This is a genomic window from Ktedonospora formicarum, from assembly GCF_016587355.1.
GTDB lineage: Bacteria > Chloroflexota > Ktedonobacteria > Ktedonobacterales > Ktedonobacteraceae > Ktedonobacter > Ktedonobacter formicarum.
The window spans coordinates 131,252-146,006 of record NZ_BNJF01000005.1 but is presented as its reverse complement, the minus strand read 5'-3'; the positions used below and the strand labels follow the sequence as shown (position 1 = coordinate 146,006).

General features: G+C 46.6%; 12 protein-coding genes. 5 read left to right on the top strand and 7 right to left on the bottom strand.

The genetic code is table 11. The annotated features are described in order from the left end of the window. Positions 1–350 precede the first annotated feature (350 nt). The 3 genes from K3T82_RS36890 (at position 351) to K3T82_RS36880 (ending at position 7,256) form a co-directional block, all read left to right on the top strand. The gene (locus K3T82_RS36890) at positions 351–1,508 is read left to right on the top strand and encodes a hypothetical protein (protein ID WP_220196968.1); all 1,158 of its coding nucleotides are present in this window, start codon (positions 351–353) and stop codon (positions 1,506–1,508) included. A 795-nt stretch (positions 1,509–2,303) separates the two neighbouring features. Next, positions 2,304–4,112 (top strand): hypothetical protein, encoded by a 1,809-nt coding sequence (locus K3T82_RS36885; RefSeq protein ID WP_220198507.1) that lies wholly within the window; start codon positions 2,304–2,306, stop codon positions 4,110–4,112. A gap of 1,143 nt (positions 4,113–5,255) precedes the next feature. Then, positions 5,256–7,256 (top strand): hypothetical protein, encoded by a 2,001-nt coding sequence (locus tag K3T82_RS36880; protein WP_220198506.1) that lies wholly within the window; start codon positions 5,256–5,258, stop codon positions 7,254–7,256. A 54-nt stretch (positions 7,257–7,310) separates the two neighbouring features. On the opposite strand, the gene K3T82_RS36875 is transcribed toward K3T82_RS36880, so the two are convergent. The 6 genes from K3T82_RS36875 to K3T82_RS36850 all read right to left on the bottom strand — a co-directional run bounded on the left by K3T82_RS36875 (position 7,311) and on the right by K3T82_RS36850 (position 11,411). After that, positions 7,311–7,832: a DinB family protein gene (locus tag K3T82_RS36875; RefSeq protein ID WP_220198505.1), complete on the bottom strand. Its 522-nt coding sequence runs from the start codon at positions 7,830–7,832 to the stop codon at positions 7,311–7,313. A gap of 37 nt (positions 7,833–7,869) precedes the next feature. Next, the gene (locus K3T82_RS36870; protein ID WP_220198502.1) at positions 7,870–8,457 is read right to left on the bottom strand and encodes a transposase; all 588 of its coding nucleotides are present in this window, start codon (positions 8,455–8,457) and stop codon (positions 7,870–7,872) included. Next, positions 8,454–9,002 carry a helix-turn-helix domain-containing protein gene (locus K3T82_RS36865; RefSeq protein WP_220198504.1) on the bottom strand — a complete coding sequence of 183 codons (549 nt, stop codon included), beginning with the start codon at positions 9,000–9,002 and terminating at the stop codon, positions 8,454–8,456. The genes K3T82_RS36870 and K3T82_RS36865 overlap by 4 nt, the downstream gene beginning before the upstream one ends. A 201-nt stretch (positions 9,003–9,203) precedes the next feature. Then, positions 9,204–9,611, bottom strand: coding sequence for a hypothetical protein (locus tag K3T82_RS36860; RefSeq protein ID WP_220198503.1), 408 nt, complete (start codon positions 9,609–9,611; stop codon positions 9,204–9,206). A 667-nt stretch (positions 9,612–10,278) separates the two neighbouring features. Next, complete coding sequence (locus K3T82_RS36855) at positions 10,279–10,866, bottom strand: transposase (protein WP_220198502.1); 588 nt, start codon at positions 10,864–10,866, stop codon at positions 10,279–10,281. Beyond that, positions 10,863–11,411 carry a helix-turn-helix domain-containing protein gene (locus tag K3T82_RS36850; RefSeq protein WP_220192431.1) on the bottom strand — a complete coding sequence of 183 codons (549 nt, stop codon included), beginning with the start codon at positions 11,409–11,411 and terminating at the stop codon, positions 10,863–10,865. The genes K3T82_RS36855 and K3T82_RS36850 overlap by 4 nt, the downstream gene beginning before the upstream one ends. A 492-nt stretch (positions 11,412–11,903) precedes the next feature. Here K3T82_RS36850 and K3T82_RS36845 point away from each other — a divergent pair, with 492 nt between their 5' ends. Continuing rightward, positions 11,904–12,335: a hypothetical protein gene (locus K3T82_RS36845; RefSeq protein WP_220198501.1), complete on the top strand. Its 432-nt coding sequence runs from the start codon at positions 11,904–11,906 to the stop codon at positions 12,333–12,335. Positions 12,336–12,400: 65 nt separating this feature from the next. Here K3T82_RS36845 and K3T82_RS36840 read toward each other — a convergent pair whose 3' ends face one another. Further along, on the bottom strand, positions 12,401–13,651 hold the full coding sequence (locus K3T82_RS36840) for a cytochrome P450 (protein WP_220198500.1): 1,251 nt from the start codon (positions 13,649–13,651) through the stop codon (positions 12,401–12,403). A 430-nt stretch (positions 13,652–14,081) separates the two neighbouring features. Between K3T82_RS36840 and K3T82_RS36835 the strand changes: the two genes are divergently transcribed. After that, positions 14,082–14,648 (top strand): TetR/AcrR family transcriptional regulator, encoded by a 567-nt coding sequence (locus tag K3T82_RS36835; RefSeq protein WP_220198499.1) that lies wholly within the window; start codon positions 14,082–14,084, stop codon positions 14,646–14,648. The last annotated feature ends 107 nt before the right edge of the window (positions 14,649–14,755 follow it).

Sequence of the window (14,755 nt, the reverse complement as noted above, 5' to 3'; positions counted from 1 at the left end):
ATCTATTTCACGGTGAAATAGACCCATCCAATCACACTTCTATTTGATAGAAGGAGCTATGCCAACAGATTCCAAAACAATTTCGTAATTATGACTCTTTGTCAGAGCTATAGACAATACAAGACTGAAGAAGCCCTCTGTGGCTTTGTGTAGCCATTTCATGTTCTTCTATCTGAAGCTTATAATAATTCTGATATTAGAACGTATACAAGACTTTATAACAGTTGCCAGAAAATAATAAGATTTAATCTAATAGATAATCGCCTCATCTTTGACTGGTAGCACTGCGCTAACTGGTGAAAAGGTCAGGAAAGCTTGAAAAAAGCAGCGTCCAAAGAGATGCTGCGCTTATGCAAAAAAGTACAGAGCCAATGGACGCATCCTCTCAATTTTGCCCGAACGAGATGTGTTGCGCAAGAGGCAAAAAAGGGGCAGGAAACATCAGTATTCATGGACGCAAGCGACCACGATATCGATGTCAGATGTGTCGAAAGACCTTTAGTGCCCGCAAAGGGACGATGCTGGAAGGCCTACGCAGGCCAGCGAGCCTGGTGATCATTGTGATGACGTTAGTGGCCTATGGTTGTCCGGTCCAGGCCATTGTGCAGGCGTTTGGGTTAGACGAACGCACCGTCGCCAGTTGGCGTGATCGAGCAGGCGAGCACTGCAAGCAGGTCCATGAGGCGATCGTGCAGCAAGGACAGCTTGATCTAGTGCATGTGCAGGCCGATGAGATCCGGGTGAAAGGGCGTCAAATGGTTGCCTGGATGGGGTTAGCGATGATGGTCTCAACGCGTCTGTGGCTGGCTGGGGTAGTGAGCCGAAGGCGCGATAACCAGCTCGCTGATTGCCTTCTGCGGCAGGTGCGAGCGTGCAGCCAATCGTTGCGGACGCTACTGGTCTGCACGGATGGATGGGCATCGTATCCGGGCAGCATTCGTCGAGCTTTCCGTGAAAAGGTGAAAAAGACCGCAGGCAAAGGAAGAGCATGCTTGATGCCGTGGCCTGACATCGTGATTGCAACGGTCATCAAGCGCACGGAGAAAAAGCGTGTAGTGGAAATCACGCGGAGAATGACACAAGGTCTGCTGTCTTCAGCCGAAAAGCTGTTACAGCAGTCACGAGGCGGAACGGTGCTCAACACCGCTTTTATCGAGCGCTTCAATGGGACCATGCGCGAACGGCTCGCGAGCCTCACGCGTAAATGTCGCCATGCGGCCCATCGTGTACACGCGCTGGAAACGGGCATGTATCTGCTCGGCTGCACCTACAATTTGTGCTTTGCACACCACGAATTGAGTTCGGCCAAGCATTTCGGGTTTCCTTGTACGCCAGCGATGGCGTCAGGCCTCACCAATCATATCTGGGGCATTGGCGAGGTGTTGACCTTCAAGATTGCTCCAGCACCTTGGGTTGAGCCGAAACGGCGGGGACGTCCTCGCTCACGCCCGTTGCCTGATCCAACGGTGCCCAAGCGACCGCGAGGGCGTCCCCGCAAGCTCGCTTGAGCACGTTCACCGGTTAGTGGGGCTGTACCCTTTGACTGAAAATGGTCTTATTTTTATATACATCCATTAATAAAAAAAGCGGAAGCTAAAAGCGTTATTTATAACCAAATCAAAATTAGATTATCCTATACTCACACAAAGGTTACGATGAAAATATTTGTAAGTTTATAAAACGTAGTTATAAGCCATTTATAGATATTTAGCTTCAGCCAATTTGAATCAGCAGGAGGTTGGCTATTGATTGATATATGCCAGCTGATCGACTGCCCACCATAGATCATTTGGAGAAGCAAAATTATTACAAACTTTTACTCAATTGACTTAGGTTGCCTTTTTCTTTTAACAGTAGATAGGATATCTAGCGACAAAATTAGGCGGAAAAAATGCATGTTTTTCATATGATATTATAAGGTACAGAGGATATCGCTCACTAGCAATATGATGTGCGTTCTCGCGCCTCAATGATTCAATGAGTAAATAGGCCATGGCTCAGGATATCTCACAATCTACGGAAGCTAGCTCTGGTTCCACTAGCAATTGTGCTGCTTAGAGCCATATACCTAAATTATGGGGATCGTGTGCACTTCATCGTTATAAAGTCACTGGCAGAAATTCTTTGCTAAATCACATTAAATGCAATCAGGCGATCATCGGATATCACCATATTCGTCAAAGGGTAGGAGATTCACTTCTATTTTTATCATCACATTAATTCTTGAGATTATAGCAAAGAGACGATAGAGATATTGGCGACACAATCAATGACAGCGGAGGAATGGAAATTTGATTACAGGTATGTGGACAATATGGGGTACCGACCCCGATACTAATCAAAAAATTTGGTATTGGCATCCCCCTATTGTTCCAACACAAGAAGATGCTGAACAACTAGAGGCGGAAAAGTGGATCTCAATTGATCCTGAACAACAACATACGCTCTTCCTAACACTTCTCGGCCAGCTTGCAGAAATTAAATATGTGCAGAATGATTCCGATGACTCTGTTGAAGCGTGGGTGCAACAAGAAGACCTCGCATATGCAAGTTCAACACCTGTAGTTCTCGCCTTTTATCTACCAGAACACTTACAGAGCATGGAAACCTCTTCCCCAATTCCAACACAACAGGAAGAGTCAGGAGAGCTACCCTCAATGCCGCTCCTTGTAGGAGATACCCTCGCCTCAGTTCAATTTGGCGAAGTGGCTTTGGTGGCAGATTCAACAGCTGGTGGATGGCGTCCGTATCGCCTTCAACAACTAGGAGAGGAAGGGCTGGCGATTCAGCAACAGATGCTCCGTGAAATAACACAGCTTGAAGTAGATGCTCGTACGAGCCGTAGCCATAAACGCTTTAAAAAGCGTCTCCTCAAATCCTATCAATTAGCTGTACGCCAGGAACGTTACCTCAAACTCCATCAACTCACCCAAAAACTTGCGGAGCTTTATTGGAAATCATATCAGGGACTCGCTCCTCGTCCATCGACGGCGTTACCCATACGCACTCTCCCCGAAACCCCTTATGTAGTTGGCAAAGGCACAATTATACCAGCACCTCAACCAGTGCAAGCCGTTCTAGCTGCCTATAGCAATGCTCAGGCAGGGGCAGAAGGATGGAATACGGTTAAGAGCGTGCCCACTTTTGTATATAACAAGGAAAATGGAACTACCCATGTAGAATTTCGTCCGAGCGATCCTAGCACTCAACTCGACAATGCGACCATTCAGTCACTTTGGTCTCAGGTTCGACAGCTCTCTGATATTGATGGCGACGTTCTCATTGCAATGCTTGCTCAGGCTATAGCAGCACCACACGACGAAAAAGATGGTGTCTGGATTACAGGTAAACTTATTCTCGATTACCGAGGAATCTCTCCTATTATGAAAAGAGAAGAGGGGAAACTCAGGCGCGCAGGACACAGGCAGGAAGATTTAGCAGATGTTGCCTCTTGTGTCAGTCGTATGAGCAATACTTGGATTCGCGTTGAGCAGTGGATTGAAGATGATCGCGAACGTCCAGGTCGTCGATCACGTACAAAAAAAGAACCAAAAACCTATCTCTATACCCGTGAGAGTCGATTAATTAACGTGACTGACATTATTCGTCAGCATGAGTTACAGGCAGGTAGCGGGAAAAGTATTTCAGAGCAATCACCTCAAAATAGTATCGCTATCGCCTGGCGCTACCAGGTCGGGAGCTGGGTTGAGCCATTTCTTCAGGGAGCAAATCGCCAAGTCGCCTGGCTCCTACAACAGGTGCTTAGCTATGACCCATATCATGAGACATGGGAAAAACGGCTCGCACGGTACTTTACCTTTCATATGCGCATTAATGCAGCGAAAGGTGGTGTTACTATTGAGCGAGAGGTTGGCAAACTTATCGAGGAACTTACTTTACCTATCAACCAGCGCGATCCTGATCGAACACGGAAACGCTTTGAGAAGGCAATGGATCGCTTAGAGGCTGATCTTTTGGTTTCTCAATGGGGATATGTGCAAGATAATCCTCCACTTCCCAAGCGTAAATGGCTCCCTACCTGGCTTCAGTATCGCCTATGGATCACAGCCGCACCCGCGCTTCCAAACCAATACTTACCAGAGGCTAATTAACAAGGCTTGCACCGATGAGACTCAGCCCTCTCAGTTGCGATAGCGGGCTGAGTCTATCTTGCTAATGTTTTTCTTCAATTAAAAGATAAGCCCTCTTTCTTCCTCTATCGCACATAAACGACTTACAAAGCCTAAAATTAGTAACTTGCATTTGCACATGCCGCTACGTTATCGTGCGCGTTTCACTATCGTTGCGTTCTCTGCGCTATAGATTGATCTCAACGAGAGTTAGTTTCAAAGCTACCCACATGGTAAAATGCTCGTCACGCCCTTTCAATTACTAAGCTACGTGAGCGTTCTCCATACAATGGACACCTCTCTATATTATTTAGTTTTCTCTTGAGGCCTGCAGATCCTTACCTTATTGACCTGTCACCACCCTTACCTCTTAAACAAATCACTATTTCCCAAGGCTACGTTATCATGCGCGTAAAAAATCATTGCATTTTCTATTATGTAGAATTCGCTAATGCATCGTTGATTTATGGCATTGCTACGTTATTCGGCGTAATAAATTGATGGATAATTGGCGAGGTAACCCCATATTGAGCGTGATTTGAGTTCCTTTTCAAGGATTAAGCCAAAAGAACTAATTGTACTACTTGGGTACGCTACGTTATCATGCGCGAACCGCTACGTTATTGTGCGCGTTCTAGAATGGTGAATCCGCTCTAGAAGCCAATTTGGATAAAAAAACGTTGGTGCAGTAGCAAAAATACATATTGAATTTTGTGCCATAACCGTTGATACTAGAGGTACAGTTGTTACAAAAAACGCCGGGGCACTCTATGCCACTTTTGGCAGCTGAGAATTCTAAGTGACAACTGAGTGAAGTATCTGAGGAAAAAAAATGCCAGTCCTCCAGATCCTATATTGCCAACAGCTCTGGAAGACCGGCCCAACCATGGTAGCGGATGTGGGATACATACCAGTTACCATGCTCAGGGAGACTTATGTTAATTGAGATTTAGCATATGTCACCCCATCACTGAGATTTAGCATATGTCACTGGTAGGCTTTTGTCAAGGGCGCAGGACTCATTAAGAAGCATATAGACAGCGTTACTGCGCACAAACAAGAGCTCTAGCGAGACGTATCCCTCAGAATTTTTCTCAAAAATCTGGTAGAGAGTGGGGATACATAATGAACATATCCAATGGGCAAAAACCATATGAAAACAATACAGGTCACGAAATCGCAAGGCAACTAGGAATTCCCCAAGAGCGAGTTCATCATTCTATCTTAGAGGCAGTACAGAAGCTCTTTCCATCGCCTATGAATGGTATAGAGTTTCTGGGTCTTGTACTACGCTATGCAAATGTTAAGCAACTTTCCTTGCCAAACTTCGCTCAAGGAGAAAAGAAAAATGTGGCTGTTATAACCGTTAAAAATATTCGGGCGTTAAGCAAACTAATTGGCTGGAGTTATGATACGACAAATAAATATGTCGTTCTTTTCTGCGCCCTGGGAATTTTTATTAAAGGGAGAAGACAGCGCCAGGTAGAACTCTATTTCCCTTTAGATAGCTATAATCCTCCAGAGTCACTGTCAGCCCTAGATCTGCTTATCGCTGAATATCGTCCCAAAGTTCGCCAAAGTGCTCAGCAGGTAAAAAGTCGCTTTTTGCTTCATTTTAGACAACCCCTATCCCTCTTTGAGAATATAGGGATACCTGCTGAACTACAGCCTATGTTGCAAGGAATTCGTCTACTTCTCCAGCAGGAAGGGGTAGACTCAAAAAAACATCAGAGCTTGCTCTTACAAATTGCACAGTTGATCCATCGTGTGCTGCCAGATATGCTACCCAGAAGAGTAGACTCTTCTTTCGAAAGTCGACCCATTATACATAACGAATACCTGCCGTCCAGCCAACCGAAGGACTTGACTTTGGAACCTTTCACTTCAAAAAGTCTTCCTTTGCAAGAAACAAGTGTAGACTTTTTGGAGCGTAGCAGTAACCAACACTCTATTGTGCAGCCTCAAAAAGTCGACTTTTTGGTTGAAGAGGTAGACTCTTCTCCTTCTAAAAGAGAAGCGCCAAAAAGTCGACCCAACCCGGTCGACTTTAATGCCTTACTAATTCAGAAAAAAGTTGACCTCCCTTCTAAAAGGGAAGACTTTTTGGACAGGGATAATACTCTTTCAGAAAAGTATCTTGAACGTGTAGACGACTTTTCCCCAGCGCAGGGCGACTTTTCTGAACAAGAACAAGCTCAAAAAAGTCGCCCATCACTGATAAACGACGACTTTAATACTCAAGAGTCGACTTTTTCTGGCAATACAACCACACAGAGAGGCGACTTTTCTCAAACGGTAGACTTTTTAACCCCTAAGAAGACTTTTCAACCTCAAAGGGTAGACTTTAGTGATCTTACTAACGTTAACGTTAAGAATATTATTAATAATTTTTTAAATAACGTTAACGTTAAGAATCTGCAAGATCTGGCTGCTCTCTTGGGAACAATTCTGGAGGAGGATCGTTCAAAATGGGGAATTTATGTTGATCATGTCAAGCATTATTCACAGCCAGAGGCTCTAATGGCTGCATTACTAAAAACCCTTAGCTGTAAGCTGCAAGGGGGAACTTTGCATAATCCGCCAGCTTTCTTCCTGGCACGTAGCAAGGAATATCATGCTACTATTCCCGAGGATGCGCAACAACTCGTCCGCCAGTATAGTGCTTTGCCTTATGGTCAAATGCTAGAAGCGCTTAAATATCCACCAACTCATTCTGGAGGTTCTACGAGTTCAGTAACTAATTATCAAAAAAAAGAGATCAAATCCTCAGCTCTTCAGGCTGTAAAAGTTCCATCATTGCATATTAACTTAGATAGTTCTCAAGCAGGCATGTCCTGGAATGATGCCATCACGCTCTACAAACTGCTTCGTGATGATCAACGGATGGTTGTTTGTAAAAAGTTTATCGTTCCTATGGATGAAGCAAAAACGCGTTATGCCCTCTTACTTGATGCGACTGTTTCGAGTAAAGTACGACAAACCTTTCTCTATTCGTCTCAGGATTGGTTAAGGAGGAGTAAAGATATGCGTACCTGCCTGAGCCTTTTTGAGCCACCTGAGGCTCTTCAGAGGTCAAGAGATCGATTTTCCGCATTGAGAGAGCTTTTGCAAAATAAAAAGCCTTGATGGCCGTTTCAACGCGAAAAAAAGGCCATTGGTTGACCTATGCAAGGATAGGATTTACCAGGTATAGAAACTTTCCAGACCATGAGTTCCCAGGGCCAGAGAAAGCTCTCCTCCATGATGTATTTCATGTTCGAGGACATGCCAGACAATCCATTGCCTGGTATGTGCAGGCTCTTCTTCAAATCCTTGGGATTGTAGCCATGCTTGATGAGCGGCAGGGAAAACACGTTCTAGATCAGCGAAATTCCAGCGTTCCATGGCTGATGATATCACTTGCCAGCTTTCCTCAAAGCTGGCAGCCAGTTCTGTAGCTTCATAGGTTGTAAGCGTGTTTCGGAGTCGCTCTTCATGCCAGTGGATCATAGCCTTGTTCGATTCACCCATCCATCCGTGGAACCATGAGATGCGTGCATCAACCATATGGGCGAGAAGCTCACCAATTGATGTGTGATGTGGCGCAACAGGAAGCGATAGTTGTTCTTGTGTAAGTGGTGTGATACTTGCGATGAGGGCTTGATGATGATTTTCCCAGCCTTGTCTATAAAATGTGACAAGAGGTGATAGAGGTTGGGTCATGAGTTTTACTCCTAGCCTTAGTGGTGCATCCACCAAATTAACGGACATTGGCCGGGATGGCAATCCCAGATGAACGACGAGGGCGATGACGCCGCTTTCGCCCCCAAACGAAAGGATGACGATGAGCGTTCCAGTAAACTGTCGCTCGATCAATAGCATCACAGACCTGTTCCCAGGTCTCGAAGCGCCGCCCTTTGAGCGCCAGGGAACGCAGCGTTTTCCACCAGGGCTCAATCAGGTTCAAGTAAGCGGCATAGGTCGGCTGGAAGACGAATTCCCAACGCGGATACTGCAAAGCAAACAGCAGGACATCGGTTGCCCGATGCATTGCCAGATTATCCAAGATCGCGTAGATGCGTTCGATGCTTTGGGGAACCCACTGCTCAACCTGGTTGAGAAAATCGATCCAGTTTTCCGTCGTTCGCCGGTCGTAGGGCCTCGTCAACGCCTCGCCAGTGGCAGGTTGAAAGGCACCAAAGATATACCCCTTGGCCCGGCGTCCATAGTCGATCTCCTGGCTGGCCCGCTCGGCGGGCTTGCCCTTCTCTGGAGCGGGCTGAGCATGAACCAGTTTCTTCCCCAGAAAACTTTTCGCCGACTCAGGGCCCATTTCATCGAGATTCACGACGGTGCTCCTCTTTGGTGGAACCGTGTAGAGGGTGGTGATGACCCCCTTTTTTTGGCGAAGTCGGGATCAACCCGTTCGCCAAACCAATGCTCATCTTTGCGCCATCGCAGCCCTTCCGCCTGCAAGATTTCGTTGATCCGGCTGCGCTTGATGGCGATCCCTTTTTCCTCATTGAGGTACACCTCAAGCCGATCTAGGGTCCAGTGCCCAAAGGGCAAACCGAGGTCATCGGGCTTGGTAAGAGCGGTCGCCACCACGACTGAGACCTCCTGGGGACTATATGTTGGCGGTCGCCCGGTTCGGTCCTCATCAAAGAGTCCAGGTAATCCTGCCTCGTTAAAGCGATGGAGCCAGTTGCGCACGGTATTCTCCGCGACTCCTAACCGGGTTGCGATCTGGGGAACACGCTGTTGTTCGCTCGCCCATTGCACTATCTTGGCTCTTTCTACCTGCCTTGCTGGCGCTGTTCTAGAACGGCTCAAATGCTCTATCATCTTGTTTTCTTCGTCAGTCATCGCTCGTACTTGTAAAATCTTTGGCATGGAACACCTCACTTTTGAGATGTTCCTATTTTACCATTACTTGGTGGATGCACCACTTAGAGAGTAGTTTTCCGAGGAAAAAGAACGTGGAAATCATAGCATGATAGAAGGGCATTGACTTCTTCAATCTTGCTTTACTCTTTGCCTGGAGTGCTCAAACAGTAGCGTTTGCGATTAACTTTTTGTTATAAACCATTACTCTTAATGTAGCTTATCTTTTAGAAGTCTTGTATGTGGTTTGCGGTGATGATACCAGCGTATTGCTTCATATACCAGCATTGGCAGCCAGAAGACACCTTCAATGATGATAATCGCATCCCATAAATTTTCGCTCCGTTGCCCGAAAATGGTGTAAGTTGATGTGCTATTGTCGCTATTGAGAATGCCCGGTATCAAGAGGATTGTAATGATTGCATAGACGAGTCTACCCAACCATCCATATTGAGATGTGAACCAGTGATAGTGCTTCACCAGAGGAAATGAAAATACAGAACCACCGAAAAGCAAGGTAATGACAAGTACTGGAAGTGTAATGATCCATTGAGGTTCATTAACCAGAGCGGCATCCAATGTGACAAGTATACCGATGGATGTGGATGCTGCTAGCATTGCCCATGCTTCTCGATGTGGCGATCGCAAAGCCCATGCCACAAGGATTGCGTAAAGTAGAAGAGAGCCAGTTGCGAGGCAAATATTCTCAAGAAGAGATATTTCGGATGCCATGATTTAATTTTGTCCTTTATCATTTTCGGCCGGGTCGCGCTATTTTTAGGCTCACGGCCCCATTCCCTTCTGCTTTACATCGCATTCTCAGATGTATGCAGGACCATTAATTCATATATTACTTCTTCACTTATATAGACGTTTTTTCTAAGCTTTACATGAAATTGCTGCAAGCATGAATGCTTGATTTAGTAGTGTTTCAGATGCTTTTTGATTTTATGTAAAATTGGTGTAAGCATGAACATTTACTCTGGTTGTGTCATGGGTGTTTTGGCCTAGTAGTATCCTGTGGATAAATGTGAGTGCGCTTACTCTGTGGAGCTTATTTTTCCTCTCTCTAATAATCAATAGTTTTCAAAGCATACCAGAGTGTTATAACTAAGTAAAGATGTGATAAGTGGAGATATGCATAAATGAGGATATTATAGAAGAGAATTAATTCTCCAAGATCTGCTAGCTAAGTATAATCTCATAGGACAGATATTCTCTAGTATGTTGCACAAGGAATATTGGAGGATGTCATTTAAGATCACTTAGTGGTGCATCCACCAAATTAACGGACATTGGCCGGGATGGCAATCCCAGATGAACGACGAGGGCGATGACGCCGCTTTCGCCCCCAAACGAAAGGATGACGATGAGCGTTCCAGTAAACTGTCGCTCGATCAATAGCATCACAGACCTGTTCCCAGGTCTCGAAGCGCCGCCCTTTGAGCGCCAGGGAACGCAGCGTTTTCCACCAGGGCTCAATCAGGTTCAAGTAAGCGGCATAGGTCGGCTGGAAGACGAATTCCCAACGCGGATACTGCAAAGCAAACAGCAGGACATCGGTTGCCCGATGCATTGCCAGATTATCCAAGATCGCGTAGATGCGTTCGATGCTTTGGGGAACCCACTGCTCAACCTGGTTGAGAAAATCGATCCAGTTTTCCGTCGTTCGCCGGTCGTAGGGCCTCGTCAACGCCTCGCCAGTGGCAGGTTGAAAGGCACCAAAGATATACCCCTTGGCCCGGCGTCCATAGTCGATCTCCTGGCTGGCCCGCTCGGCGGGCTTGCCCTTCTCTGGAGCGGGCTGAGCATGAACCAGTTTCTTCCCCAGAAAACTTTTCGCCGACTCAGGGCCCATTTCATCGAGATTCACGACGGTGCTCCTCTTTGGTGGAACCGTGTAGAGGGTGGTGATGACCCCCTTTTTTTGGCGAAGTCGGGATCAACCCGTTCGCCAAACCAATGCTCATCTTTGCGCCATCGCAGCCCTTCCGCCTGCAAGATTTCGTTGATCCGGCTGCGCTTGATGGCGATCCCTTTTTCCTCATTGAGGTACACCTCAAGCCGATCTAGGGTCCAGTGCCCAAAGGGCAAACCGAGGTCATCGGGCTTGGTAAGAGCGGTCGCCACCACGACTGAGACCTCCTGGGGACTATATGTTGGCGGTCGTCCGGTTCGGTCCTCATCAAAGAGTCCAGGTAATCCTGCCTCGTTAAAGCGATGGAGCCAGTTGCGCACGGTATTCTCCGCGACTCCTAACCGGGTTGCGATCTGGGGAACACGCTGTTGTTCGCTCGCCCATTGCACTATCTTGGCTCTTTCTACCTGCCTTGCTGGCGCTGTTCTAGAACGGCTCAAATGCTCTATCATCTTGCTTTCTTCGTCAGTCATCGCTCGTACTTGTAAAATCTTTGGCATGGAACACCTCACTTTTGAGATGTTCCTATTTTACCATTACTTGGTGGATGCACCACTTAGCGTAATGTTTTCCAGAAATATGCGATGAAATGTTGTGTGTTGTATTTTCGCGAGTGCCACATTTTAAAAAGGAAGCTTCGACATGAGAGGTTGATCATTCTTGGGAGCACATATAACGTTATGATGAGAGAGCATATTTGAAATGGGAAATGTCAGATGGCAACAGATGTCAGAATTGTGGATTATTTTGAATCATGTAATAGCAGATGGTGGTGAGATTATTAATAAGGGATAATGGTTAGGGCAATGAGAATTTATGAGTACTATAGTTGCTGGCCATATCGAAGTATAGGAACTTGTGTAATGGAAATAACGTTAAATCTGTATGAAAAGGTTTCACGAAACCATTTTTGCGAGAGGTGAGTCTCATTCATATAGTATAGCTTGTTAAATGGTTTGTGGGATTCATATAGTTTTGTAAGGGTAGCGTTGATGAATAAATATAGGAACCGGTTTGTAGCTCTGGTTGGATATTGTGCGTTACTGACACTGTTTTTTTGTGGATGTGGATATGGGGGAACGGCAGGTAGCCCTGAGGTTGAGGTGGATAGTGTGACTATTCAAGTGGAGCAGAAGTCGCCTGCACTACCTCTTAAGAAGGTAGACGGTGAGATGTCGCATAAGCTGTATACGCAGATGTATGCTTTGCCTTCTTATCCAGAAGGTAAAGATTGTGAAGAATTTCGGGTAGGCGATTGGAGGACTTTAAAGTTCTATTATCAGGGAAAAGTGGTTGTGGAGGCTAGAGCTGAGAAGAGCGGGTGCCATGGAGTTGTGTTGCCAGGTGATGATATACGGCGTCCCGATCAAGAGTTCTGGGATCTCTTACAACAAGCTGAAAATGAAGGAAAGTCGCTGCCGTAAGTTCGGCGCTTTAATTAAGTGAAGTCCCACGATATCAATTATCGTGGGACTTTGGGCCTCATCGGCTAGAGAGCAATGACAAAGTTGCGGAGTTCATAGCTGCTAATCAGGTCTCTCCAGGAAAGATCTGGGGTACGGACGATGTGCAGATTGTCTAGCGAAAGTAGACGCTGAAGCAAAATGTCACTCTCCTGAATGGCAATATATGAGCCGGGGCAGCGATGGTGTCCGTCGCCGAAACTCATCATTGCCTGCGGTATGTTGGTGCCTTGTAGTTCGCGCGCGGGACAAATGGAGAGGGGTTGCTCGCCTACGATTTCCTTATCTGCGTTGGTGTTATAGATGTAGAGGTCGATTTTCGCTCCCTCTGGGATTGTGTAGCTAGTTCCATTGTGCTCAAATGTGATTTCGCTACTTGCTCGTCGATAAAGGTGGCTGACAACTGGTTCTAGGCGGAGGATCTCTTCGAGGATTGCATAGCGCTCTTTCTCAGAGGCGATGAGGTAGCGCTGGCGCAATTCGGGCTGCTCCAGGAAGTGCCAGGTGGCGACGCTGATAAATTCGCGTGTTGTTGCCATGCCGGCCGCCGCATAGGTGACACATTCAGTTAAAATCTCTACGTTGTTATAGTCATGTGTGACGAGGTGTGAGATAACGTCTTCCTGGGGTTTACGCTTGCGGGCCTTGATGGCAGGCTTTACATCCAGAAAGAAGAATGATGCCATATTCATTTGGCCGCGGATGGAGTTGATGAGGGTCTTAGGCGTCCATTTGGATGTATTGATATCGCCCTCGAAAAAGGCTTCCAGGCGTTTTGCCATGCCGGGGAGACGGCTATTAGTGAGCCCTACGACTTCGGCGGCGACCCGGACAGCCAGTTTTAAGCTGAGTTTGCTCAGGTCAACTCGCCGCTTGCGCTCGATTTCGCTGATAATCTCATTTACCAGCCGTTCCATCAAACGGCGATAGTTGTCGCTGACAACTTTGGGGGCAAAGAAGCGGGCTGTATGTTTTCGTTGCTGATTGTGCTCTTTCCCTTCCAGATAAAGGATTGGGGTGTTGGTCATGCCAGGCACTTTGGTGATTAGCTCCGCGTTGAAGCCTGCTTGGTGTGCATTACTGCCACGCAAGATCTGACGCGCGACTTTGAAGTCGCGAATATGCCAGGTACCTTCGCTATCACATTCAATGGCTGGCGCGGCGTAGTCTGGCTTTCGGGCGGTCTTCTGTTGATTGTTGGTGTGCTCCACAACGGGACAGGACGCGGATTCGAGATTATCTGGCAATGTGGGTTTCGTTTGGGGTTGAGTTTGCATAACCTTCTATTCTCCTTTACGCCCTGAGACTGGCGAATAGGATTACTTCAATTTCTGTTACTAATCATATATTATGATATACACAATATCATAATATATACCTTATATCAGAAAGTGGTAAAAGGTCAAGCCTGTGAGAGATGTGGGTGCTTTGTACTTTTGTGTGGAGGCTGTCGCTTTGAATTGTAAAGCCATACCAGGAAGAGGCTTTTAGAGCTTTGGGGGCCATGTATTTCTTATAGTACGAAGATCTGCGCAGAATCAAGGATTATATGGGTGCTTGTATGGTATTAGAGCCGTTGCATAATGATGGAGCGCATATTTGGGAGAGGTAGCAGGGCGTGGTATGATGATAGGCAAAGTTCGATGAAAGTGTCTCTTCATTGCTCCCTAAAAAGTTGAGGGAGTTGAGAGGTAGGCAGGATGCTCAATGGCTCAGGATAGGCGTGTGAAGCGCACTCAACATCTACTAGCAGAAGCTCTTATCGCGTTAACGCTGGAGCAAGGATATGATACAATCACGATTCGTGATATTACTGAGCGCGCAGAAATAGGATATGCTACGTTCTTTCGGCACTATCCGGATAAGGATGCTTTGCTGCGCGATGTGCTGGATGTCGTATTGAATGAATTGATGGAATTGTTGCCAGCGATGTCGAGTGCGGTAGATGCCGCGGTAACAGGAACGTTGCTCTTTCGTTATGTGGCGGAACATGAAGAGGTTGTTCGTGTGCTCTTGAGTAGCCGGGGGTCCTCATTGTTAATGCAGAAGGCGATTGAGCGAGGTGAGAAGGGTGTTTTAAGCCAGGCTGGGAGTCGCCCTGGTTGCCCTGTGCCTGTGGAGGTGGCTGCTTATCATATGGTTTCTTCCTCTATTGCCCTGATTCAGTGGTGGCTGGAAAAGGATATGCCCTATCCACCTGAGGCTATGGGGGTCATGTATCGTGAGCTTATCATTCAGCCAACAAAGCGGGTCGTGTTCTCACAGGATTCGTAGCTTTAGATTTCTTAGTTGCGCACCATCCTCCTCGGCCTCTTCAATTGTTTCTCTTATGTAGATGTGGTAGGGGTATGTGGGACTTATTGACTTTGCTACCCTGCTTT

Coding starts and splice junctions, on each gene's coding strand:
- K3T82_RS36875 (WP_220198505.1), bottom strand. CDS start 7,832: ATGACCCAACCTCTATCACCTCTTGTCACATTTTATAGACAAGGCTGG.
- K3T82_RS36835 (WP_220198499.1), top strand. CDS start 14,082: ATGGCTCAGGATAGGCGTGTGAAGCGCACTCAACATCTACTAGCAGAA.
- K3T82_RS36850 (WP_220192431.1), bottom strand. CDS start 11,411: ATGCCAAAGATTTTACAAGTACGAGCGATGACTGACGAAGAAAGCAAG.
- K3T82_RS36840 (WP_220198500.1), bottom strand. CDS start 13,651: ATGCAAACTCAACCCCAAACGAAACCCACATTGCCAGATAATCTCGAA.
- K3T82_RS36885 (WP_220198507.1), top strand. CDS start 2,304: ATGTGGACAATATGGGGTACCGACCCCGATACTAATCAAAAAATTTGG.
- K3T82_RS36860 (WP_220198503.1), bottom strand. CDS start 9,611: ATGCTAGCAGCATCCACATCCATCGGTATACTTGTCACATTGGATGCC.
- K3T82_RS36890 (WP_220196968.1), top strand. CDS start 351: ATGCAAAAAAGTACAGAGCCAATGGACGCATCCTCTCAATTTTGCCCG.
- K3T82_RS36845 (WP_220198501.1), top strand. CDS start 11,904: ATGAATAAATATAGGAACCGGTTTGTAGCTCTGGTTGGATATTGTGCG.
- K3T82_RS36880 (WP_220198506.1), top strand. CDS start 5,256: ATGAACATATCCAATGGGCAAAAACCATATGAAAACAATACAGGTCAC.
- K3T82_RS36865 (WP_220198504.1), bottom strand. CDS start 9,002: ATGCCAAAGATTTTACAAGTACGAGCGATGACTGACGAAGAAAACAAG.